The sequence below is a fragment of the Blautia sp. AF19-13LB genome (genome assembly GCF_003479105.1).
Classification (GTDB): domain Bacteria; phylum Bacillota; class Clostridia; order Lachnospirales; family Lachnospiraceae; genus Fusicatenibacter; species Fusicatenibacter saccharivorans.
This window is the reverse complement of sequence record NZ_QUGO01000001.1, coordinates 209,339-231,697: the sequence shown is the minus strand read 5'-3', so window position 1 is coordinate 231,697 and position 22,359 is coordinate 209,339. Positions and strand designations below refer to the sequence as shown.

Sequence of the window (22,359 nt, the reverse complement as noted above, 5' to 3'; positions counted from 1 at the left end):
CCCCGTATGAATTATTTCTCGATACCAGCCTGTTTTAAGAGTTTGGCAACGATTTCGGTCGGCTGTGCGCCGTTAGCCAGCCATTTTTTAGCAGCCTCCTCGTTGAAGCTGATTGCGCTCGGCTCGCGGTTCGGATCGTAAGTTCCGATCTCCTCGATGAAACGTCCGTCTCTTGGGGATCTGGAATCTGCTACAACGATTCTATAAAAAGGAGCTTTCTTCTGTCCCATTCTTCTTAATCTCATTTTTACTGCCATTTTTCTTTACCTCCATTGTAAATTCATGTATTTATTTATATTTTTTCTTTTATGCTAAAAGGGAAGTTTGAATCCTCCTCTTTTACCACCCTTACCGACCATTCCGGTCATCTGTTTCATCATTTTTCTTGACTGTTCAAACTGTTTGATGAAACGGTTTACCTCCGCGATGTCAACACCGGCGCCTTTTGCAATTCTCTGCTTTCTCGACGGATTGATGAGATCCGGGTTTTCTCTTTCCTTTGGCGTCATAGAAAGTACAATAGCTTCCTTTCTTGCCATGTCTTTTTCATCCACCATGCTCTCAAGATCCTGACCCTTCATTTTCGCGCCGACGCCCGGAAGCATATTCAGGATGCTGGAGATGCCGCCCATATTGCGCATCTGCTCCATGGAATCCAGATAATCGTTGAAGTCGAACTGCGCCTTCTTCATCTTCTGTTCCATGGCTTTTGCTTTTTCTTCGTCGATGTTTGCCTGCGCTTTTTCAATCAGGCTCATCACATCGCCCATGCCGAGGATACGGGACGCCATACGGTCCGGATAAAACTGCTCCAGATCCGAAAGCTTTTCGCCCATGCCGACATAGAGAATTGGTTTGCCGGAAACTGCACGGATTGAAAGTGCCGCACCGCCTCTGGTGTCACCATCTAATTTTGTAAGTACTACACCGTCGATGCCGACTTTATTGCTGAACATCTCGGCCACATTGACTGCGTCCTGTCCGGTCATAGCGTCTACTACCAAAAGGGTCTGATCCACAGGAACAGCCGCTTTGATATCCTGTAACTCCTGCATCATCTCTTCATCGATGTGCAGACGGCCTGCGGTATCCAGAATCAATACGTTAAAGCCGTTTGTCTTTGCATGCACCAGCGCTGCCTTTGCGATATCCACCGGACGGTTTTTATCTCCCATAGCGAACACTTCCACGCCCTGCTTTTCTCCGTTGACCTGCAGCTGTTTGATCGCTGCCGGGCGGTATACGTCGCAGGCTGCAAGGAGAGGTTTTCTTCCCTTGGCTTTTAACTTTCCTGCAATCTTTGCGGTTGTGGTTGTTTTACCGGCTCCCTGAAGACCTGCCATCATAATAATGGTAACTTCGCTCGCCGGGCGCAGTGCGATTTCCGTTGTCTCGGAACCCATCAGCTTAACCAGCTCGTCATTTACGATTTTAATGACCATCTGACCCGGATTCAGTCCGTTCATGACGTCCTGTCCGACTGCCTGCTCCTGTACGGATTTGATAAACTGTTTTACTACTTTGAAGCTGACATCCGCCTCGAGAAGTGCCATTTTTACTTCCTTCAGCGCAGTCTTTACATCCGCCTCGGTCAGGCGGCCCTTGCTTCTGAGATTTTTGAAAACATTCTGGAGTTTCTCGGTTAAACTTTCAAATGCCATGCTCAAAGCTCCTCTAATATATCCGATGCAATTGCTGCAATCCGCTGCATCACATCTTCTTTCGGGGTATCACCAGAAGGATCTGTCAGCTTTCGGATCTCGTTTACATTCTCCCGGATCTGCACAAAGCGTTGTACCAGATGAAGCTTTTCTTCATACTCTTCCAGTGTCTTGTTGCAGCGTCTGACCAGATCGTGGACTCCCTGGCGGGAAATGCCCCGCGCTGCCGCAACCTCGCTCAGGGAAAAATCGTTGAGCACCACGTCCTCATATACCTGACGCTGATGTTCAGTCAGAAGTTCGCCGTAAAAATCATACAGTAATGTCTGTTCCAATATTTTTTCCATTGCGATCACCTTGGTTATCATACACGAAATGATGCTGGGTGTCAAGTATTTTTTCTTGACAGTTTTAAAATTTTTCTGATCCGTTTCAAAAGCCGCAGAAAAGGCGCATTTTCCGCGTTTTTTCGCAGAAAACACGCCCCTTATAAAGACTTTTGTATACCTACTGCAGCTCCGCAATCCTCGTCACAGCCACATAAATCGACTGAATTTTGTACCACGTCGGATAATCCACAATGCCGGAAACCGGCAGGCCGAACAGCCGCTGGAACGCTTCGACGGCGTCCTGCGTCTCTTCATCGAAATAGCCATTTTCATAGACCGTCGGAATCGATGAATACACCTCCGCAATCACGTTCAGCTGCTCCTGTATCTGCAGTACCTTGTTCCCGGACGAGCCGATGGTGAGGTCATACCCCGGCCAGGAGGACGGGATGCCGGAAATCTCCTCCGCCGTGTTGATATACATATTGTCTCCATAATAATTGCGGAGAATCTGAATCGTTGAATACCCTTGGTCCGCCAGGTTTTTGGACCCCCACTGGCTCATCCAGTTCGGGCAGCTCACACGGTTTCCGTCACAGTACTGCGTCAGAATCGGCTGTTTCACATTCGGGCGCGACAGGTAATCAGCAAAAATCTCATCGACCACAAGGGAAATGCTGTCGAAAATATTCCTGCCGTAAATCCATTTGTGATCGTAGGCCGTCGACGAAGTGATCGTAAAATCGTATCCCTTGTTGCGGTACCATTCTGTATAGACACGGTTCAGCGTAAATGACATGATTGCGAGGATATTCGCCCGGATCGCCGCATCCGGCCATGTTGCATAGATTTCCGAGCACGCCACGTTTTTGATGTAGTCGCGGTACCGCACATAATAGTCGCGTGCCGTGCTGTCGGTCGGCGCTCCGTCGTGGACGATGATATACTCCGGGATCACGACACGGGACAGCACAATCTCACCGCTCTCCCTCGTCGGCTTGATCTCACTTTCCGGAATTTTCGCCGGATATTCGCCGAACAACGTATGGTCCGGGATCGTCACATCCGCAAACGCTGCGCCCTCTGCCAGTTTGAGGTCCACCTGCTGGACGGACTGTTCTCCTGAAAGAAGCTCGGAGCCCGTCACTTCAACCGGTTCATACCCTTCCGCCTCCACTTTCACCGTATATTCGGAATACGGCTGATTCACATTCGGTTCCAGACTGTACTCGAGCGGCGGCGTCGCCAGATCCAGCGTCTCCGTTCTGCCGTCCCCGTCGGTAATCAGCTCCTCGATCACATTCTGCGGATCTCCCGTATACGAAACCGTCACCCGCGCCCCGGAAACAGGCCGCGCCTGGATTCTTGTATTTACCCGGATTTCCAGCCGCCCGCGGTCAGTCATTTCCTGCTGCATACGCAAATTTTTCATAAAAAAGCCCCATATCCTGCACTCCTTTTATGGTATGCAGAATATGAGGCTTTGTTGCTTTTCATTTTTCGATTTACAGGATCCGCTGGACGTCGTGGATCATGACGTAGACCATCAACGCCATCAGAAGCACCAGGCCCGCGAAGTGAACCATACCCTCCAGTTCTCGCCGGATTGGTTTTCTGCGGATGGCTTCTATGATCAGAAAAACAAGCCGTCCGCCGTCGAGTGCCGGGAGCGGCAGCAGGTTCATGACGCCAAGGTTCGATGACAGCAGAATCACCATGTTCAGCATCGTCATCACCGTAACCAAAACGCCCTGCGATTTTACATCATCATAGGCGGTTCCGATCGCATCCACCACGCCGACCGGGCCGGAAAGATCGTTCACAGAATACTGTCCGGTGATCAGCATACTGACGCTGTCAATGACGGTGCGCACCCAGTATTTGATCTCCAGCACGCTGTATTTCAGCACGCCGATCGGGGACTGTTTCTCCCGGAGCTGATACGAAAACTGTACATTCGCATACGTATTTTCAACCGGTGTCACCGTAATCTCTTTCGTCTTTCCGCTGTGCTCATACTCCAGCGTCACAGCGCTTCCATCGAAAGGATGCTCTGTCTGGTAAGCAGTAAAATCTGCCACACAGGTGATCGGCGCTCCGTTGATCGATACGAGCAGGTCGCCCGCGACAACACCCGCAGCGGCAAGCGGCATATTCTGCTGCACATACGTGAATTCCATGCCGCGGTCACAGTCATCGTAGTTAAAGCCCATCATATACCGCGTTGTCACCGTCGGTTCATATGTGATCGTTTTCTTTTCCCCGTCGGCCTTTTTAACCTCCAGCGTAATCTCATCCGTCGGCACACCCCGTACCGTCATCACAGAGTTCAGCTCTTTTCCGATGGAAATATGTCTTCCTTCATAGGAAGTGATGATATCTCCCGCTTCCAGGCCTGCCTCTGCCTCCGGCGAACCGTCTGCCACTTCTGTGACGCGCGCCGGGGAACTTCCCGCGTAACTGATCACAAAGATTGCGCAGAAAAATGCCAGAATCATGTTGAACACCGGTCCCGCCGCAACGACGGAAATTCTTGCCCACACGGATTTGCTGTTAAAGGTTCCTTCCCCCTCCTCTTCACCGTCCTCGCCGAGCATCTGGCACGCACCGCCGAAAGGCAGAAGTTTTAAGGAATAGACCGTTCCTCCTTTTTCTGTCTTTACCACCGTCGGGCCAAAGCCGATCGAAAATTCCGTCACGGTAATACCATTCGCTTTCGCCAAAAGAAAATGCCCCAGCTCATGGATAATGACGGTGATTCCGAAAATGAGTACGGCTATCAGGATTTTTACAATCATGCTGTCTTATTCTCCCATCTTATATCTGTTCGCAATCCATTCATACGTCTCCTGCTCCGCCGCGAGAATCTGCTCCAGCGTCGGATCGGCAATCGTTTTGTGTGCTTCCATTGCACCGGCGATCACGTCGTAAATCTCGAGGAAACGGATCTTCTTCGCGAGGAACAGTGCAACGGCGCGTTCATTTGCCGCATTGAAGACCGTCGGCATGGAGCCGCCCGTCCGGGACGCCTGCATTGCCATCGGAAGGCCGAGGAAGGTATCCATATTCGGTTCTTCAAACGTGATCTGTGTCAGCGCCGCAAAGTCGAGGCGGTCGCCTGCAAGGAAGCGGCGCTCCGGGTAATACAGTGCGTACTGGATCGGCAGTTTCATATCCGGTGTGCCAAGCTGTGCCATGACAGCGCCGTCTTTAAATTCTACCATGGAATGGATAATGCTCTTTGGCTGTACCACAACCTGGATGTGGTCGAGATCAACACCGAACAGCCATTTTGCTTCCATGACTTCCAGTCCTTTGTTAACGAGTGTCGCGGAATCAATCGTGATCTTGTGCCCCATCGACCAGTTCGGATGACGGAGCGCCTGCTCTACCGTTACGTTTTCGAGCTCCGCTCTTGTTTTTCCGCGGAACGGACCGCCGGATGCAGTAATCAGAAGTTTTTCAATTTCTTTTCTGTTTTCCCCGTGCAGGCACTGGAAAATCGCCGAGTGCTCACTGTCCACCGGAAGGATCTGCACACCGCATTCCTCTGCCAGCGGCATAATAATGTGTCCCGCCGTTACCAGTGTCTCTTTGTTTGCCAGTGCAATGTCTTTTCCTGCCTTCATCGCCGCAACCGTCGGGCGAATGCCGATCATGCCGACGATCGCTGTCACAAGGATTTCGCTCTCCGGCATCGTGGCAAGCTCGATCATGCCGTCCATGCCGCTGCCGATTTTTACAGGAAGATCCTTCACTCTGTCACGGAGTTCTGCCGCTTTCGCCTCATCGCCGACTGCCGCAAACTTCGGATGAAATTCCCGGATCTGCTGCTCGAGCAGTGTAATATTACTTCCGGCGCTGATGCCGACCACCTCAAGATCGCCGTTGGCACGCACGACATCGAGGGTCTGGGTTCCGATCGAACCGGTTGAACCAAGAATTGCTATTTTCTTCATATTCCAGTTTCTCCCATCTGCTTCCCGTTTATGCTGTAGGGGAAGCTTTTTTAATGAATCAGAAGCACCGACAGGAAATAGATGATCGGTGCGGTAAAGATCACGCTGTCGAAGCGGTCAAGAATACCGCCGTGGCCCGGAATCAGCTTTCCGTAATCCTTGATGCCCTGATTTCGTTTGATTGCGGATGCCGCAAGGTCTCCGACCATGGAGATCAGCGCGCCGACACCGCAGATGATGGCGTATTCCACCATGCCGCCCTTTGTCGCAGCCGCATAGATGATGCCGAGCAGAATCGCTCCGACGACACCGCCGACAGCTCCTTCTACGGATTTTTTCGGGCTTAAAACCGGCGCCATTTTATGTTTTCCAAAGAGTACGCCGACACAGTATGCACACGTATCGCAGCCCCAGGAGCACAGGAAAATCAGCCATACATGGAATTTTCCGCCGTCCAGCATACGGGTCTGATATACATAGGAAAGCATTACGCCGACATAGACAATCGCAAAGAACGCCGGCATCACCTGATTGGCGTTGTATTTCGGATAAGTAAATACGTATACTGCCATCAGAAGCACGAGATCCAGGATCAGCGCGAGCATCTGGTACATCGGGTCATGAAGCAGCAGGGACAGATAGAAAATCACAACGCCCGCATAGCCCGTAATTTCCAACAGATTCCATTTATCTTCTCTTACCTTCATCACGCGGAACAGCTCTCCTGCACCGATCAGCGACAGGCACAGAACCGTCATATAGAGCACGGTTCCGCCGCTGCAGATCGTAAGCAGCGCCACAAGGACGAGCACGATGCCGCTTAACAGTCTTGTCTTAAACATCTTTTTTATTCCTCCTTCACGCCGCCGTAACGCCGGTCTCTGTTATTATATTGTTCGATGGCTTTTCTCAATTCCTCTTCGTGGAAATCCGGCCACGGAACCTCGGTAAAGTAAAATTCCGTGTAGGCAAGCTGCCACATCAGGTAGTTGGAAAGGCGCTGCTCGCCGCTTGTACGGATCAGAAGATCTGGATCCGGGATTCCGGCGGTGTCGAGGTAGCTCTCAAAACACTGCTCCGTCAGTTTTCCGTTCTCATCAAACGCATTCTCTGCGAGAGTTCCGTCTTTCACATCCTCGATCATGCGGGTCATGCCGCGCAGAATCTCATCGCGGGAACCGTAGTTCATTGCGATCTGGAAGTACATGTGATCGTAATCTTTGGAGCACTCCTCCAGTTCATGAATGCTGTCCTGAATATCCTGCGGGAATGCGCTCGGATCTCCGATGATTTTGACGCGCATCTGATTTTTATGTGCTTTTTTGATGCATCGTTTCAGATACTGGCGGAACAGCTTTAAGAGGCCCTCCACCTCGGCGCGGGAGCGTTTCCAGTTCTCGGTTGAGAACGCATAGACGGTCAGATATTTGACACCCATGTCTTTGATCACGTCACACATTTTTTCCAGATTGTCGCATCCGACGATATGGCCGTAGCCGCGCGGCATATTGCGTTTTTTCGCCCATCTGCCGTTTCCGTCCAGGATGATGGCGATGTGATTCGGCACTTTTAATTCATTATCCATACTTTTTTCCTCCGTAAACGATAACAGGCTGCCTGCAAATGACAGGCAGCCCCTCGTTTTCTTTGTATTACACGGTCATAATTTCTTTGGATTTTACGTCCACCATCTGATCTACTTCTTTGATGTATTTGTCTGTTAATTTCTGGGTCTGCTCCTCGAGCTCTTTGATTTCGTCCTCGGAAACGTCCTCTTTGGCAAGTTTCTTGAACGCATCATTGGCATCGCGGCGGATGTTGCGGATGGCTACCTTTGCGCCCTCTGCTTTTTTCTTTACCTCTTTTACCAGCTCTTTACGACGGTCCTCGGTAAGCTCCGGGAATACCAGACGGATGACTCTTCCGTCATCGGACGGGTTGATGCCAAGGTCAGACATCATGATCGCTTTTTCGATCTCTTTTACCAGGGATGCTTCCCACGGCTGGATCTGGATCATACGTGCTTCCGGAACAGAGATGTTTGCCACCTGCTGCAGCGGAGTCGGTGTTCCATAGTAATCTACAGTAATGCGGTCCAGTACGTGCGGGTTTGCACGGCCTGCGCGGATGGTTCCGAATTCGGAATCGAGGCTTGCAATGGATTTGCCCATTTTTACCTCAAACGGTTTTACTCTCTCGTCGATCTGATTTGCCATATTAAATTTGTCCTCCTGCTATCTCTTATACGGTCACAGTTCTGCGAACTGTGACATTCGCAGCTCTCATTTAAAGTTTTGCTTCGCAAAAGGAGAGCTGCTCACACCTGAATCATTTTCTTACGCAGTAAAACAGCAAGTGTTTTACTGCTGAATTTTTATTAATTATACCGTCACTCTTGTGCCGTTGATTTTTCCGTTTGCAGCATTTACAATGCTGTTCTCTTCATTTAAACCAAATACCAGCATCGGCATTTTGTTTTCCTTGCAAAGGATGGATGCGGTCATATCTACCACTTTCAGATCCTTTTCAATGACTTCCTGAATGGAAATCTCGTCAAATTTCTTTGCATCCGGGTTTGTTTTCGGATCGCTGTCGTAGACACCGTCTACTGCTTTTGCAAGCAGAATCTCGTCTGCCTCGATCTCGATCGCGCGAAGTACGGTTGCCGTATCGGTTGAGAAATATGGATGGCCTGTACCGCCGGCAAAGAATACAACCATGTTGTGCTGGAAATATTTGTTTGCACGGTCTTTGGAAAATCCTTTTGTGAACTCTCCGCATGGGAATGGAGTCAGAACTGCGGTCATCATTCCCTGGGAACGGAAGATTTCTGATACATAGATACAGTTCATAACGGTTGCCAGCATACCGATCTGGTCTGCTTTGGTACGGTCGATATTTTCGGAACTGCGTCCTCTCCAGAAGTTTCCTCCTCCGATTACGATGCCGACTTCAATCCCCTGGTCTACCAGAGTTTTTACCTGTTTTGCCACTTTTGTGACGGTCGGCTCGTCAAAACCGGTGTGTTTCTCTCCTGCAAGAGCTTCTCCGCTCAATTTCAGTAATACTCGTCGTTTCATCTTGCATCCTCGTTCCTTTATGATATTTTTTCACAAATGTCTTGCATTTATGAAATGATTATACCATCTGTTCCCAAAAACGACAAGGGCAAAATTCGTTTGTGTTCCGCAGATCGTCTGCCGCTGCGAGAATCCGTCTCCACTGCAGATATTCCATCATTCCATCGGCGTCCGGTGCAGATACGCTTTGAAAATCCGCTGACATTCCCGTGGAGAGAGGTGAACGCTTGCGGCGGCTTCTGCGAACCGACGGCCTGGATCATCTGCTGTGTGGTAATCTGTATTTTTACATTCACCATTCGAAAAGAATTCCGCGATACGGCGGCATAAAAACCATAAAAAATCTCTGTCGGAAGTTCAGACTCCTGACAGAGATTTTTTATAGATTCATTTTAGATCTGCGCTACGACAAAGATATCATAAATTGCTTTGATTGCTGTTTCAAAGTCGCGGTTTTCAACGCCAATGATGATGTTGAGCTCGCTGGAACCCTGATCGATCATCTTGACATTAACGTGTGCATGCGCAAGTGCAGAGAAAATCCTTCCGGCTGTGCCTCTCGTTCTTCTCATACCGCGTCCTACAACAGCAATCAGCGCCAGATCGGATTCAAGATCAATAGAATCCGGCTGTACGGCACGATGCAGTCCTGCGATAACCTGCTGTTCTTTTGCTGCAAACTCACTCTGATGAACAAATACCGTCATGGTATCGATGCCGGACGGCATATGCTCAAAGGAAAGATTGTTATCCTCAAAGACGCCAAGTACTTTTCTGCCAAAGCCGATCTCGGTATTCATCATGCTCTTCTCAATCGTGATGGATGCGAAGCCTTTCTTTCCTGCGATACCGGTGATTGTAAATTTCGGTTTACTGCAGGTATTCTCCACGATCATGGTTCCCGGATCCTGTGGTGCGTTGGTGTTCAGCACGTGGATCGGGATTCCCTCCTGACGGAGTGGGAAGATGGAGTCCTCATGAAGGACGGTAGCTCCCATGTAGGAAAGCTCACGCAGCTCACGATAGGTAATGGTGGAAATGACTTCCGGATCCTTGACGATACGCGGATCGGTTACCAGGAAACCGGAAACATCGGTCCAGTTCTCGTAGATGTCAGCGTGTACGGCCTTTGCCACGATGGAACCAGTGATATCGGATCCGCCGCGGGAGAAGGTTTTTACGCTTCCGTCCGGTTTTGCGCCGTAGAATCCAGGAACGACTGCGTTATCCAGATCTTTTAAACGCTCGGAGAGCACTTCGTCAGTCTTGTCTGCAAGGAAGTTTCCGTTCTCGTCGAAGCAGATCACTTCTGCAGAATCAATATACGTATATCCCAGATAATTTGCCATCACGATACCGTTCAGGTACTCTCCGCGGGATGCGGCGTAGTCCTCTCCGGCTGCTGCGGCAAAGTTTTCTGCGATTTTTTCAAATTCCGGGGAAAGATCCAGGCTGAGGTTCAGACCGTCGATGATCTCCTGATATCTCGCTTTGATGTTCTGCAGTTTCTTCTTGAAATCTCTTCCGGCAACTGCAGTGCGATAGCAGTCATACAGCATATCGGTTACTTTCGTATCAGCAGAATTTCGTTTTCCAGGAGCGGAAGGTACCACGTATCTTCTTCCCTCATCTGCGCGGATGATGTCTCCGACCTTCTTAAACTGCTCTGCGCTTGCGAGGGAGCTGCCGCCGAATTTTACTACTTTCTTCATAATAATCTCTCCTTGCGTTCTTTTCGGATATCTTTCGAAATCTCGTTTTTCAGCCCGTCACTTTAACGTTAGAAAGCTGTTACGTACTAGATTAGAACAAAATCCCGTATGCGTCAAGAACTTTTTTGGCTGATTCATTCATTCCACAGATAAATTTCCGGTTTTTTCTCCATTTTATAGGAGAATGTCTCTCCAAGCCCGTAAACCGCCTGGCTTAATACGTACTCGCCGTTGTTTGCATAAATTTCGATCATATTCGGATCCACGAAAATCTCAAGAAGATCGCCCTCTTTTAACTGCGGCGTCTCGGCATGAAGCCATCCTTTTGCACCGGATGGATAGACATCCGTGCGGTCTGCGCAGACTTTTCCGCTCTGCCGCCAGATCTTATAGCCGCCGATTTCCAGGCTTTCACCCTCTTTTAATTCGGCGCGGATCATGGCACACTCTCCGCATGCCGAAACGAGGGAATCCGTCTTTTTGCAGAATCCGTCGCGGATGGCAGGCAGAACACGGAAGTAAATATGATCGTTCTGTACATCCACCACACGCGGCAGGCAGAACATGCCTTGCCATATACCATCTACCGGTTCCGGCATCCGAAGCCATGCGATGGAAATCCGGTTTCCGTCCGCATCCGTCATGGTCTGCGGTGCATAGAGGTCACCGCCGCAGTCCAGAAGCTGCCAGTTCTCCGGAAATTTCATTGTGCAGGTTTTTTCATCAAACTCAGGCAGCATACAGATCGCCCGATCCGCATAGCCGTCGGTGCCCTCGATCAGTTCCATCGGGGAGAATACAAAGACGCTGCGTCCGTTTACGTTAAAGAGATCCGGGCACTCCCACATCCAGCCGAGCTTCTGTTTCGTCGTCGCCTGTCCGGCCAGATGCCAGTGGGAAAGATCCTCACTCTTATAGAATAATGCCTCGCCCTTGTGATCCTTCGTCGTGCTTCCAAGCACCATATACCATGCGTCGCTTCCCTTCCAGACTTTCGGGTCACGCGTGTGCGTATTGTCGCCGATTTCCGGATTGGTGAGTGCCGGGATAACAACCTCCTTATCCCCGAAGACATCAAAATGCATGCCGTCCTTCGAAGTAAGGTGAAGCTGCGCCGAGGTAAAATCCTGATCAAGGCACTGATGAATATCCTTCGGATTTACCTGATTATAGTGAACACCCGTGTAAAAGAGATGCATCACGCCGTTCTCTTCTACTGCGCTTCCGGAAAAGCAGCCGTTCTGGTCCTCGGAAAGACTCGGGAACAGGGCAACGCCGACATGCTCCCAGTGAATCAGATCCGGACTCACCGCATGGCCCCAGTGCATGGTGCCCCAGCGCGGCGCGTACGGAAAATGCTGATAAAAAAGATGATACTGTCCCTTATAATAAATCATGCCGTTCGGGTCATTCACCCAGTTGCCCGGCGCTTTTACGTGTAATCTGTTTTTCATGTGTTTGATTTCCTTTCTGTCTCTTTCTTGTTGTCTCTGATAAGAAAAGCCGGAAAAAGAAAGCATTTTTAATTCCGCCCTCCTTTGCCCGGCTTGTTCTTGATTTCTATGATTTACTTATTTGACTGCTCCGGCTACGACACCGTTGATGATCTGTTTCTGCAGTGCCACGTACAGAATCAGGATCGGGATGACGCAGAGCAGAAGACCTGCCATGATGGTTCCGTAATCTGCGGAGTAAGTTCCGTAGAAGCTGTAGGTGGAAAGCGGCAGAGTCAGCAGCTTTTTGTCGGTCAGCACCAGGGACGGCAGCAGGAAGTCATTCCAGAATGCCATCGCATTCATGATTACCATGGTGGAAATGATCGGCTTTAACAGCGGGAACACGATGCGGAAGAAGGTCTGGGTGTGGGTACAGCCGTCGATGTAAGCGGCCTCCTCCAGCGCCAGCGGGATACTTCCGCGGATGAATCCGTGGAACATGAACACGGACATCGCCATGGAAAATCCGGTGTGCATGAAGATCAGGGTCAGTCTGTGGTTCAGAATGTTTAAGGTTCCGCCGTATACACTGACAAGCGGGATCATGATTGCCTGGAACGGAATGATCATGGATGCAACCATCAGTGCAAAGATGATATTGGAAAATACGTTGACATTACGCACGATGTAGTAAGCCAGCATGGCTGCGAGTACCGTAACCAGTACGGTTGCTGTTACGGTTACAACCAGAGAGTTCTTGAAGGCATTCAGGAAGTTCATCTGATTGAATGCTTTTACAAAGTTGTCAAACGAAAGACCTTTGATCGTAAACAGCCAGGAGAACGGACTCTTGATGATATCACGTTTCTGTTTTAAGGAGTTGATGATAACCATGACAAACGGGAACATGAACGCACAGAAAACGATGATCATAAGGAGCATAGCCAGCGCGTCAGTTACTTTTTTCTTTGTTCCGCCAATTTTCTTCTGATTCATTATGCTTCAACCTCCCTCTTCTTGGTGGTGTATACCTGAATACCGCTGATGCAGGCTACAATGATAAACAGGATAAAGGCTTCTGCCTGGCCGACACCGAACTGTCTCGATGTGAATGCTTTCTCATATACGTGCATGGCTGCCATCTCGGTGGTTCCGTACGGAGCACCGCCGGTTAAGGACAGGTTGACATCGTATACCATGAACGCGCGGGACAGGGTCAGGAAGAGGCAGATAGTAACGGAGGACATCATCAGCGGAAGGATAATGTTTTTCATTTTTACCCAGCCGGATGCACCGTCGATGCTTGCCGCCTCTAGCACGTCCTCGGAAAGTCCCATAAAGCCGGCAACGTAGATCAGGATCATATAGCCTGCCAGCTGCCATACTGAAACGAGCACCAGCGCTGCAAATGCTTTGTTCGGGGTAGAAAGCCAGGAAATTTCAAACAGGCTCCATCCTGTGGTCTCGCCGATGCTGACGAAAACACGGGAGAATACGAACTGCCAGATGTATCCAAGTACGATACCGCCGATCAGGTTCGGGGTGAAAAATCCGGCGCGGAAGAAGTTCTGACCTTTGATGCCGCGGGTCAGGATGTAAGCCAGTAAAAAGGCGATCACATTGACGAGAACAACAACCGCAATGACATATTTAAAGGTTAACAGCAGGGATTTCCAGAACTGCGCGTCGCGCATAACGGCTGCAAAGTTGGAAAGTCCTACAAAGTTTTTCACGCTGGAAACACCGTTCCAGTCGGTTAAGGTCAGGTAAATACCGTAGATAAACGGTACCATGACGACTGCCAGGAAGCAGAACAGGCCCGGCAGCGCAAATACACAGAAATCTTTTCCCTTGTTGCTTGATTTCATTTTCGTTCCTCCTTCATATCCTCCGGCTTACTGCTCATCCCAGTATGCCTGGATGGAATCTATCAGTTCCTCGCGGTCACTTCTTCCGGCCAGATATTTCTGCATTGCCGCACCAAGGACAGACCAGTGATCGTTCGGCACGATCGCAGATGCGTTGAATGCTCCGCCGTTCTGTACTTTTTCGTAAATGTCGCGGCTTAACGGATCGCTTGGCTCGTTCGGGTTGTTTTTAAACGGAGGAATCAGGCTGCAGGTCTTTACAACCATCTGCTGTCCGATCTCACTGTAAACCAGCCAGTTCAGGAACTCTTTTGCTGCTGCTTTCTGCTCGTCGGTAGCCACGATATCATCCAGCATGATCTGTTTGGACGGGGATGCCTGGATTTTGCTGTTGACGAAGTCGTCCGGATCATTGTTCAGGAAGTATGGAAGGAAACCGTACTCGTCGGTCGTCTCGGCTCCTGCCTCCTCAAGGTTCGGCCATGCCCAGTTTCCGTTGAACCAGAAAGCGGTTTTTCCGTCTGCCAGGTCAATTGCCATCTCATCGTAATCTGCGCCGAGTGGATCGCCCTTTGCTACGTTGTACTCTTTTAACAGGTCAAAGGTATTCAGGAACTCGTTCATGCGGGTGTAGTCCGGCAGATATAAGGTTCCGTCCTTCAGCTCGTTGATGACTTCTGCTGCACCGTCGGAGGTTCCGTTGTATGTCTCGTAGATGTACTGCAGCTGGTGTGCTCCAAGGGACCAGTCTTCTTTTGCCATGGAGATCGGATTCTTCATTCCGTTGTCCCGCAGGCTCTGGAGAAGTGCTGCGAAATCGTCCCGGGTTTTGATATCGGATGGATCGAACTCGGTACCTAAGGTATCTTCAATCACGCTCTTGTTGTAGATAATACCGCGGCCCTCGATACAGAGCGGGAAGCTGTAAACCTTTCCGTTGATTTTGGTCAGGTACTCTTCTGCCTCGCCGGTCCATGCTTCATTGCTTAAGTCGGCTGCTTTTTCTTCTGCCAGTGCAATGACATCGGTCGTATCCAGAATGGAAAGTGTCGGCGGGTTTCCGGAGTTGTAGAGGCTGACTACTTTGGTATAAGGAGAATCGCCGTCTGTTACCGGCATGATCTCAATATGTACGCCTGCTTTCTCCTCGAACACTTTTGCAATCTCTTCCAGTGCTGTCTGGATTTCTGCTTTTGTGTTCATGATGACGATACTCGTTCCGGAAAGCGACGTATCGTACTGGAAGGTATCGGTGGTCATGTCGATCGGCACTTCTTCTTTTACTGCGTTCGGGTCATCCGGATCGCTTGCGAAGCCGAAGGTGCATCCGGTCAGTGCAGAAGTAAGAAGCACGCCAGACATTCCAAGAGCTGCCGCCCTGGCACTAAATTTCTTTCTCATCACAATTCCTCCTGTTATCTCTGGACAGCTGGTCCTGTCCTTCGTTTTGTGTAACCGGTCAAGTAACCGGTTACTTTCATTGTCTTTATCATAGCATTGACAGTGGGTTTCGTCAATATTTTCTTTACTTTTCGTGATTTTCCATAATTTTGTTTTTGGCTTTTGTGGAACTTTTACAAAACCGGTTACTTAACCGATTCCCGCTTGTTCCGGCGGGCGAGAAATGTTATACTATCTTCATATATTATTTGTTTTTTTCTGAAAGCTTACATGATTCACGCAACACTTTTGAAGGGAAGGACACTTGAACTTATGGCACGAAAAAAAAATGTAACCTTTAATGATATTGCACAGTACACGCATTTTTCCAAAACAACCATTTCCCGGTATTTCAACAACCCGGATTCCCTGACACCGGAAAATCAGCAGATCATTTCCGATGCACTGGATAAACTGAACTATAAAGAAAACAAAGTGGCAAAAATTCTCGCGAACGGACAGACCGAATTTGTCGGCGTCCTGATCCCGAGCCTCTCCATGAACTACTATTCCGAGATGCTGAATCAGATTCTTGCTTCTTATGAGAAATATGGCTATAAATTCCTCGTCTTCGCCGGAAACGGCCACGACGAGACGGAGCACCGCTACATTCAGGAGCTGATGTCGTACAAAATCGAGGGCCTCATCGTCCTCTCCCATACACTCTCCTCCCGCGAACTCTCCGATCTGCAGATCCCGGTCGTTGCAATTGAGCGCGAAGACCAGTTCGTCAGCAGTGTCAATACAGACAACTACCTCGGCGCGTACGAAGCGACTTCGCTTCTGATTCATAACCACTGTGATGTCCTGATTCATCTGAACTCACCGACCAAAGAAAATGTTCCTGCCTACCGCCGTCTCGCCGGTTTCCAGGATGCCTGTGTAAAGGCCGGTGTACCGCACAAGGTTATCATTCGGGATTTTGGACTCTCTTATCAGGAAGCCTCAGCACCGCTGCAGGAAATCTTTGACAACATCGAACAAAAATATGCCGGTCAGAAAAAGGGCATCTTCCTCTCCAACGATGATCATGCCAATATTCTTTTAAATCTTCTGATCCGCAAATACCATACCCTGCCGGACGATTACGAACTCATCGGCTTCGACGGTGCGCCGATTTCCGAGCAGGCTATCTATCCGATCAGCACTGTCGGCCAGCAGATTGACCAGATTGCAGACGAGGCTGTTTCCCTTCTGGTCTCCCAGATGCAGGAACGGAAAAAACGCCACCCGGTGCCGCTTGCCGAGCCGGTTCACAAGACCGTTCCGCCGCTTCTGATCCGGCGTCAGACGACCACTTGATTTTAAAAGCAGATTTCTATCATAAAAATGTTTTTATCAAAAAAGTGTCATCCACCTGCGGGCTGTGTGCCCTGCAGTTTGTGGATGACACTTTTCTTATCTTCTTACTCTTTTTTAGTTCTGTCCGTAATAAGCATTTGCACCATGTTTACGGTAATAGTGTTTATCCTGCAGCTCCTGCGGTGCCGGCTGGATTCTCGGGTTGATGGTCTCGGCACGGTATGCCATTTTGGCAACCTCTTCGAGGACAACAGCATTGTGAACAGCCTCATGCGCATCTTTGCCCCAGGTGAACGGTCCGTGGTTCTTGCAAAGAACGGCCGGAACGGCTTTTACATCTTTTCCCATCCGTTTGAACTCATTGACGATCAGATGGCCGGTGTTTTCCTCGTATGCCTCGTCAATCTCTTCTTTTGTCAGGCAGCGCAGGCACGGTACTTCACCGTAGATGTAGTCTGCATGGGTTGTTCCGTAGCACGGAATGCTTCTTCCCGCCTGTGCCCAGCTTGTCGCATATGAGGAATGGGTGTGAACAATGCCGCCGATCTCCGGAAATGCTTTGTACAGCTCCAGATGGGTCGGGGTGTCAGAAGACGGACGGTAGCGTCCTTCTACTTTGTTTCCGTTCAGATCCATGACAACCATATCGTCCGGTGTCAGCAGGTCGTAATCCACGCCGCTTGGTTTGATGACGAACAGACCGCTTTCCCGGTCAATCTCGCTGACATTTCCCCAGGTAAAGGTAACCAGTCCGTATTTTGGAAGAAGCATGTTGGCTTCGTATACTCTTTTTTTCAGTTCTTCTAACATTGTGTTGTCCTTTCTGTCTTTCCCAAACGATGGTTCATTTTAAGCTCTCTACTGCTGCACGCTCAATCGGCAGGCCTTTTTTGTAGCGCTCGGTGAATACTTCAAATCCAGCGACGTCTGCCGGGTCCGGATCCATCTTGGTTCCGGCATTTCCTGCGAAGACTTTTGCATCGAGGTAATCCTCGAGTGTTTCATTCTCTTCTTTGTTGATCATATAAGAAGCCAGCAGCGCGATGCCCCAGGCTCCGCCCTCTCCTGCTGTCTCCATGACGGAAACCGGTGCGTCGATGGCACCTGCGAGGATCTTCTGGCCGACACCTTTTGTCTTGAAGAGACCGCCGTGGCCGAGAATCTGGTCGACCTGCACATGCTCCTCTTTCATCAGGATATCAAGGCCGACTTTCAGGGCGCCAAGGGAAGTAAATAGGTTGACTCTCATAAAGTTTGCCAGATTGAATTTCGCATCCGGAGTACGTGCGAAGACAGGACGGCCCTCGTTGAAGCCGGTTACGTGCTCGCCGGAGAAGTAGTTGTAGGCAAGGAGTCCGCCGCAGTCTGCGTCGCCCTCCAGGGCTTTGTTGTACAGCTTGCCGAACAGATCATTCGTGCTGATTTCCATGCCGAAGGTCTGCGCAAATTCACGGAAGAGATTGACCCATGCATTCAGATCAGAAGTACAGTTCTGGCAGTGCACCATGGCAACTGGATGACCGGACGGGGTTGTTACCATATCGATCTCCGGGTATACTTTGGAGAGGTTCTTCTCCAGAACGATCATAGCAAAAACGGAAGTTCCGGCAGACACGTTTCCGGTTCTGACGCGGACGCTGTTTGTTGCTGCCATACCTGTTCCGGCATCTCCCTCCGGCGGGCAGAGCGGAATGCCTGCTTCCAGATTTCCGGACATGTCGAGAAGTGCGGCACCTTCTTTTGTCAGAACACCGGCATTGTCACCTGCGGTCAGAACGTGCGGCAGAACATCGAGTGCTTTCCATGAATATGCTTTGTCTGCGACTGCCTCGTCAAATTTGGCGATCATGTCGGCAAAGTAAGTGTTGGTTTCAGAATCGATTGGAAAGATTCCAGATGCCTCGCCGACACCAACGACACGCTCGCCGGTCATTTTCCACTGAATGTATCCGGCAAGGGTTGTCACGTAGTCGATATCTGCCACATGCGGCTCACCGTTTAAGATTGCCTGATACAGATGGGCGATAGTCCATCTCTGCGGGATGTGGAATCCGAAAAGATCGGTCAGCTTCTCGCTTGCTTCTTCTGTGATATTGTTTCTCCAGGTGCGGAACGGTACGAGGAGGTTTCCTGCTTTGTCAAATGCCATATAGCCGTGCATCATAGCACTGAATCCGATGGCTCCGACGCGGGTCAGGGTGATGTCGTATTTTTCTCTGACATCAGCTGCCATTTTGGTATAGGCATCCTGCAGGCCCGTCCAGATGTCCTCGAGGGTGTAGGTCCACACGCCGTTGTCGTAGCGGTTTTCCCACTCGTGATCTCCGGATGCAATCGGGGCGTTGTCTGCGCCGATCAGGACGGCTTTGATTCTGGTTGAGCCGAACTCAATACCAAGTGCTGTTTTCTGTTCGAGGATTGCTGTTTTTGCATCCATTCCCATTGTTTTTTCCTCCCTTGGGTTCTTTTCTATTTTTTCGTCTCTGTTGACAGATTTTTTCCTGCGGTGGATCCTCTTACGATGAGTTCCGGGGAAATCAGGCGTTTGACGCTGCTTTCTTCTTCCGGGACTTTTCTGATTTTTTCGAGAATGAGCTCTGCTGCCATCTCACCGAGTTTTTCCTGCGGATGGGCAATGGTCGTGATCCCGATCGGACTGCTCTGGCCGATCAGCGAGTTGTCGTATCCGGTGACGGCGATGTTTTTTGAATTATGACGCTGGATTACGCGCTCGGAGCAAAAGGTTCCTTTGCCGTGCTGGGCGGTGATGTAGCCTTCATTTTCGAGAAGAGCGAGGGCCTTTCGGACGGTGTGGCGTGAGAGGGCGTATTCCCGGGTCAGTTCGTTTTCGGATGGAAGCTTCTGGCCGGGTTTTATGGTTCCGGAGAGAATCTGCTCTTTTAGGGCTTCCATCAGGGTGTAGTATTTGGCTTTGCCGGTGGTTGGTTCCATGTGATTGGTGATTCCCCTTTCTGGAATTTATAATACAACTTGTACGGTTGTTGTAACAAGTTGTATTTTTGTTGTGGGAAAGGGACGCTCAGGAGTATCGGGAGAGCGGGTGGGTCCAATACCTTAATGAGTGGACGGGAACACTTTCTTGCGGATGGCCTCTTCGTAGACGGTGCATTCTTGAGGACAGTGCATTCGCGGGACGGGGTCACCTTTTAGGAAGTGGTAGCGGATGTAATAGAGGGTATCGTCTTCGCCGCGTTCCGAGAGCATGCGCAGCAGAAATTCGAGCTGCGAGAGTGTCTCGGGATGGACGAACCAGAGGTGGCCGATTCCTTTTTTGAGATACTGGTACGGCGCCTGATCGGTATAAGCGTCTCCGAGGTAGACGCGGGACGCGCTGATGCGGTCCATAATCATCTCGGCGACGTAACGGCGCGGCATTGGGACACCTTTGATGATGGTGTCACAATTGATACCGTAATCAATCCAGTATTCAAAATGATGTTTGTTGCGCCCTTTATGGTGCATCCAGGATTTTGACATGCCGGTGTCTTCGCGCTCGGCGTTATTGGGACTCCGGTCGCCCTGGTAGTATTTCATGCCGACCAGAAATTCCGTCGGCGAATATTTCGAGAGGTCGTGGGTCAGTCCCTGCCAGTACAGTCCTATTTTAAAGCAGTACCGCATGACCCACATTTTGTGTGTGGTAATGGTTTTAAAGTGCTGCCATGCTTTCATCATTCTGCCTCTTCTCCTGCTTTCCTGTTAAAATTATGATACTGCGCGGCGGCACGATGACCGTTTTTGCGCTGACTTTTTTCTGATTTTCTTCTGTCAGGAAGACTTCCGGTGTGTTGGTGTCGGCCGTCAGATACCAGACCTTCTGTTCCGGGAGGGACGGCAGTGCCAGCTCATGCGGATTCCAGTGCATGTTGTAGGCAATATAAAGATCGTCGTCCTTGTTGCCGTCTTTATCCTGGAAATAGCTTCCGCAGTACATGACGCCGATAAAACGGCATGTGTTTTCCATCTGGGAGAACCAGGCTCTCTGGCTGTGGAAGGACATATCCGGGCAGCCGTAGGATTTGTAGTCGATGAGGCGCGGCTCGCGTTCGCCGTGCAGCGCCGGATGCGCCTTCCGGAAGGCGATTGCTGCTTTTACAAAGGCGGCAAACTCCGGATTCCGGGCGGCTGCTTTCCAGTCGATCCAGCCGGTTTTGTTGTCCTGGCACCAGGCGTTGTTGTTGCCCTTCTGGCTGTTGCCGAATTCATCGCCGCCGTAAATCAGCGGTGTTCCCTGGCTTGTCATCAGCATGAGAACGGCATTTTTCAGCTGGCGGAGACGCAGCGCGCGCACAGCCGGTTTCCGGGTCACGCCTTCTGCGCCGCAGTTCCAGGTCAGGTTTTCGTTGGAACCATCCATATTGTCTTCGCCGTTGTCCAGATTGTGTTTCTGTTCGTAGGAAACGCTGTCATACAGGGTAAAACCGTCGTGATCCGCAAGATAATTGATCACACCGTGTGTCTCCGGGCTTCTTCTCAGATAATAGGTGAAGTCGGAAAGGCTGCCCTCATCGCCTTTTAAGAAGCGGCGGATATGGTACTGGTAGCCCTGATTGTGTTCCCCTAAATTCCGGAACCAAGGGCGTTTTCCCTGATAGATCCGTTCGCCGTCAAAACCGAGAAAAATCAGTTTCGTCTTCCGAAGGAGTGCATCTTTGGACGCTTCTTCTGCCAGCGATGCATCGCCGACCAGATGGAAACCGTCGATCTGATAGCGGAGCTGCCAGTGGTGCAGAACCTGCAGGACAAAACCAGAAGGCGTTCCCGGGGCAAAACAGAATTCCATCAGGCATTCGATACCATTCTCATGCAGGGCATCGACCATCTCTGCGAACTCTGCGACGGCATCTGCGGATGCAGCATACGAAGCTTTCGGAGCAAAATACAGGGCCTTTGTGCCGTATCCCCAATAATTCACGCGCTTCTCTTCCACCGGCGCCGGATATACATAGGCCGGCTCCGTAAGGGAGGTCCACTCAAAAAACTCATAGGACGGCATCAACTCTACTGCATTGATACCGAGTTCTTTTAAGTATGGAATTTTTTCGATCACGCCGCGGAACGTTCCCTTGTTCTTTACACGGGAGCTTCCGTCTTTGGTGAAACCGCGCACATGGAGCTTATACAGAATCGTCTCCTCATACGGCCGGTGCAGTGAGGTGGTGCGCATTACCGGGTACTCCGGGAGAAGGCAGCAGCAGGCGCCCTCTTCTTTTTCCATCGGTGCACCGAAGGTTTCTCTTCCTTCTACTGCTCCCGCATATGGATCCAAGCAGAAAGCTTCGTCCATCCGGTAGGCATACGAAAACTTTCCTACCGTCAGGCCTGTGATTTCCACGGAACTGATCACGCCAGTGCGCTCCTCTTCCGGAAGCGGCACGGTAAGAAACGGTTTCTGGTGACCTTTCCGGTACAGCAGAAGCTCTGCTTTTTTTCCATCTGATACTTCTACGGCAAAATTGTATCCGTCTTTCGTCGCCGATGCGCCCATTTTCTCCGGATTTCCCGGTAAAATTCGATATTTTCCTCTGTTTTTTGTCTGTATCATAATTCC

The 22,359-nt window shown here is 50.2% G+C and carries 22 protein-coding genes; 2 read left to right on the top strand and 20 right to left on the bottom strand.

Translation table 11 applies throughout. The features are described from left to right. Positions 1-11 precede the first annotated feature (11 nt). The 10 genes from rpsP to pyrH form a co-directional block, all read right to left on the bottom strand. A complete protein-coding gene (gene rpsP, locus DWX32_RS01160) occupies positions 12-257 on the bottom strand; it encodes a 30S ribosomal protein S16 (RefSeq protein ID WP_022461506.1) in 246 nt (81 codons plus the stop codon). 54 nt (positions 258-311) lie between these two features. After that, positions 312-1,661 carry a signal recognition particle protein gene (ffh, locus tag DWX32_RS01155; RefSeq protein WP_117509057.1) on the bottom strand — a complete coding sequence of 450 codons (1,350 nt, stop codon included), beginning with the start codon at positions 1,659-1,661 and terminating at the stop codon, positions 312-314. 2 nt (positions 1,662-1,663) lie between these two features. Next, entirely contained in the window at positions 1,664-2,008 is a 345-nt protein-coding gene (gene ylxM / locus DWX32_RS01150) for a YlxM family DNA-binding protein (RefSeq protein WP_330377042.1), read from the bottom strand. Between the two features lie 160 nt (positions 2,009-2,168). Then, positions 2,169-3,422 (bottom strand): peptidoglycan-binding protein, encoded by a 1,254-nt coding sequence (locus tag DWX32_RS01145; protein WP_117804040.1) that lies wholly within the window; start codon positions 3,420-3,422, stop codon positions 2,169-2,171. A 73-nt stretch (positions 3,423-3,495) separates the two neighbouring features. Beyond that, positions 3,496-4,788 (bottom strand): RIP metalloprotease RseP, encoded by a 1,293-nt coding sequence (gene rseP / locus DWX32_RS01140; RefSeq protein ID WP_117804039.1) that lies wholly within the window; start codon positions 4,786-4,788, stop codon positions 3,496-3,498. 6 nt (positions 4,789-4,794) lie between these two features. After that, positions 4,795-5,949 carry a 1-deoxy-D-xylulose-5-phosphate reductoisomerase gene (locus DWX32_RS01135; protein WP_117760369.1) on the bottom strand — a complete coding sequence of 385 codons (1,155 nt, stop codon included), beginning with the start codon at positions 5,947-5,949 and terminating at the stop codon, positions 4,795-4,797. Positions 5,950-5,999: 50 nt separating this feature from the next. Beyond that, positions 6,000-6,791: a phosphatidate cytidylyltransferase gene (locus DWX32_RS01130; RefSeq protein ID WP_022461500.1), complete on the bottom strand. Its 792-nt coding sequence runs from the start codon at positions 6,789-6,791 to the stop codon at positions 6,000-6,002. Between the two features lie 5 nt (positions 6,792-6,796). Further along, positions 6,797-7,534 (bottom strand): polyprenyl diphosphate synthase, encoded by a 738-nt coding sequence (gene uppS / locus DWX32_RS01125; RefSeq protein WP_118639900.1) that lies wholly within the window; start codon positions 7,532-7,534, stop codon positions 6,797-6,799. 67 nt (positions 7,535-7,601) lie between these two features. Beyond that, complete coding sequence (frr, locus tag DWX32_RS01120) at positions 7,602-8,120, bottom strand: ribosome recycling factor (RefSeq protein ID WP_373141022.1); 519 nt, start codon at positions 8,118-8,120, stop codon at positions 7,602-7,604. Between the two features lie 210 nt (positions 8,121-8,330). Further along, positions 8,331-9,029 carry a UMP kinase gene (gene pyrH, locus DWX32_RS01115; RefSeq protein ID WP_022461497.1) on the bottom strand — a complete coding sequence of 233 codons (699 nt, stop codon included), beginning with the start codon at positions 9,027-9,029 and terminating at the stop codon, positions 8,331-8,333. Positions 9,030-9,128: 99 nt separating this feature from the next. On the opposite strand from pyrH, the gene DWX32_RS01110 reads away from it, so the two are divergent. After that, a complete protein-coding gene (locus DWX32_RS01110) occupies positions 9,129-9,359 on the top strand; it encodes a hypothetical protein (RefSeq protein ID WP_117509062.1) in 231 nt (76 codons plus the stop codon). Positions 9,360-9,421: 62 nt separating this feature from the next. Here the strand turns inward: DWX32_RS01110 and DWX32_RS01105 are convergent, their stop codons facing one another. The 5 genes from DWX32_RS01105 to DWX32_RS01085 all read right to left on the bottom strand — a co-directional run bounded on the left by DWX32_RS01105 (position 9,422) and on the right by DWX32_RS01085 (position 15,446). Then, positions 9,422-10,741, bottom strand: a complete 1,320-nt coding sequence (locus tag DWX32_RS01105) for an aspartate kinase (protein ID WP_117509063.1) — start codon at positions 10,739-10,741, stop codon at positions 9,422-9,424. A 134-nt stretch (positions 10,742-10,875) separates the two neighbouring features. Continuing rightward, positions 10,876-12,195 (bottom strand): glycoside hydrolase family 32 protein, encoded by a 1,320-nt coding sequence (locus DWX32_RS01100; RefSeq protein ID WP_118659182.1) that lies wholly within the window; start codon positions 12,193-12,195, stop codon positions 10,876-10,878. A gap of 117 nt (positions 12,196-12,312) precedes the next feature. Then, on the bottom strand, positions 12,313-13,173 hold the full coding sequence (locus DWX32_RS01095; RefSeq protein ID WP_022461494.1) for a carbohydrate ABC transporter permease: 861 nt from the start codon (positions 13,171-13,173) through the stop codon (positions 12,313-12,315). Beyond that, on the bottom strand, positions 13,173-14,045 hold the full coding sequence (locus tag DWX32_RS01090; protein ID WP_022461493.1) for a carbohydrate ABC transporter permease: 873 nt from the start codon (positions 14,043-14,045) through the stop codon (positions 13,173-13,175). Before DWX32_RS01090 ends, DWX32_RS01095 begins: the two co-directional genes overlap by 1 nt. 27 nt (positions 14,046-14,072) lie before the next feature. Then, positions 14,073-15,446, bottom strand: a complete 1,374-nt coding sequence (locus DWX32_RS01085; RefSeq protein WP_118659136.1) for an ABC transporter substrate-binding protein — start codon at positions 15,444-15,446, stop codon at positions 14,073-14,075. A gap of 312 nt (positions 15,447-15,758) precedes the next feature. On the opposite strand from DWX32_RS01085, the gene DWX32_RS01080 reads away from it, so the two are divergent. Further along, complete coding sequence (locus DWX32_RS01080; protein ID WP_118659135.1) at positions 15,759-16,787, top strand: LacI family DNA-binding transcriptional regulator; 1,029 nt, start codon at positions 15,759-15,761, stop codon at positions 16,785-16,787. Positions 16,788-16,901: 114 nt separating this feature from the next. Here DWX32_RS01080 and DWX32_RS01075 read toward each other — a convergent pair whose 3' ends face one another. The 5 genes from DWX32_RS01075 to DWX32_RS01055 form a co-directional block, all read right to left on the bottom strand. Beyond that, positions 16,902-17,597, bottom strand: a complete 696-nt coding sequence (locus DWX32_RS01075) for an L-ribulose-5-phosphate 4-epimerase (RefSeq protein ID WP_022461490.1) — start codon at positions 17,595-17,597, stop codon at positions 16,902-16,904. Between the two features lie 34 nt (positions 17,598-17,631). Beyond that, positions 17,632-19,224, bottom strand: coding sequence for a xylulokinase (locus tag DWX32_RS01070; protein ID WP_334294890.1), 1,593 nt, complete (start codon positions 19,222-19,224; stop codon positions 17,632-17,634). Positions 19,225-19,256: 32 nt separating this feature from the next. Continuing rightward, entirely contained in the window at positions 19,257-19,739 is a 483-nt protein-coding gene (locus DWX32_RS01065) for a GntR family transcriptional regulator (RefSeq protein WP_118659133.1), read from the bottom strand. 123 nt (positions 19,740-19,862) lie between these two features. Next, entirely contained in the window at positions 19,863-20,480 is a 618-nt protein-coding gene (locus DWX32_RS01060; protein WP_243037533.1) for a DUF5662 family protein, read from the bottom strand. Then, on the bottom strand, positions 20,458-22,353 hold the full coding sequence (locus DWX32_RS01055) for an alpha-amylase family glycosyl hydrolase (RefSeq protein WP_118659132.1): 1,896 nt from the start codon (positions 22,351-22,353) through the stop codon (positions 20,458-20,460). Before DWX32_RS01055 ends, DWX32_RS01060 begins: the two co-directional genes overlap by 23 nt. Positions 22,354-22,359 lie beyond the last annotated feature (6 nt).

Coding starts and splice junctions, on each gene's coding strand:
- rpsP (WP_022461506.1), bottom strand. CDS start 257: ATGGCAGTAAAAATGAGATTAAGAAGAATGGGACAGAAGAAAGCTCCT.
- ffh (WP_117509057.1), bottom strand. CDS start 1,661: ATGGCATTTGAAAGTTTAACCGAGAAACTCCAGAATGTTTTCAAAAAT.
- ylxM (WP_330377042.1), bottom strand. CDS start 2,008: ATGGAAAAAATATTGGAACAGACATTACTGTATGATTTTTACGGCGAA.
- DWX32_RS01145 (WP_117804040.1), bottom strand. CDS start 3,422: ATGAAAAATTTGCGTATGCAGCAGGAAATGACTGACCGCGGGCGGCTG.
- rseP (WP_117804039.1), bottom strand. CDS start 4,788: ATGATTGTAAAAATCCTGATAGCCGTACTCATTTTCGGAATCACCGTC.
- DWX32_RS01135 (WP_117760369.1), bottom strand. CDS start 5,949: ATGAAGAAAATAGCAATTCTTGGTTCAACCGGTTCGATCGGAACCCAG.
- DWX32_RS01130 (WP_022461500.1), bottom strand. CDS start 6,791: ATGTTTAAGACAAGACTGTTAAGCGGCATCGTGCTCGTCCTTGTGGCG.
- uppS (WP_118639900.1), bottom strand. CDS start 7,534: ATGGATAATGAATTAAAAGTGCCGAATCACATCGCCATCATCCTGGAC.
- frr (WP_373141022.1), bottom strand. CDS start 8,120: ATGGGCAAATCCATTGCAAGCCTCGATTCCGAATTCGGAACCATCCGC.
- pyrH (WP_022461497.1), bottom strand. CDS start 9,029: ATGAAACGACGAGTATTACTGAAATTGAGCGGAGAAGCTCTTGCAGGA.
- DWX32_RS01105 (WP_117509063.1), bottom strand. CDS start 10,741: ATGAAGAAAGTAGTAAAATTCGGCGGCAGCTCCCTCGCAAGCGCAGAG.
- DWX32_RS01100 (WP_118659182.1), bottom strand. CDS start 12,195: ATGAAAAACAGATTACACGTAAAAGCGCCGGGCAACTGGGTGAATGAC.
- DWX32_RS01095 (WP_022461494.1), bottom strand. CDS start 13,173: ATGAATCAGAAGAAAATTGGCGGAACAAAGAAAAAAGTAACTGACGCG.
- DWX32_RS01090 (WP_022461493.1), bottom strand. CDS start 14,045: ATGAAATCAAGCAACAAGGGAAAAGATTTCTGTGTATTTGCGCTGCCG.
- DWX32_RS01085 (WP_118659136.1), bottom strand. CDS start 15,446: ATGAGAAAGAAATTTAGTGCCAGGGCGGCAGCTCTTGGAATGTCTGGC.
- DWX32_RS01080 (WP_118659135.1), top strand. CDS start 15,759: ATGGCACGAAAAAAAAATGTAACCTTTAATGATATTGCACAGTACACG.
- DWX32_RS01075 (WP_022461490.1), bottom strand. CDS start 17,597: ATGTTAGAAGAACTGAAAAAAAGAGTATACGAAGCCAACATGCTTCTT.
- DWX32_RS01070 (WP_334294890.1), bottom strand. CDS start 19,224: ATGGATGCAAAAACAGCAATCCTCGAACAGAAAACAGCACTTGGTATT.
- DWX32_RS01065 (WP_118659133.1), bottom strand. CDS start 19,739: ATGGAACCAACCACCGGCAAAGCCAAATACTACACCCTGATGGAAGCC.
- DWX32_RS01060 (WP_243037533.1), bottom strand. CDS start 20,480: ATGAAAGCATGGCAGCACTTTAAAACCATTACCACACACAAAATGTGG.
- DWX32_RS01055 (WP_118659132.1), bottom strand. CDS start 22,353: ATGATACAGACAAAAAACAGAGGAAAATATCGAATTTTACCGGGAAAT.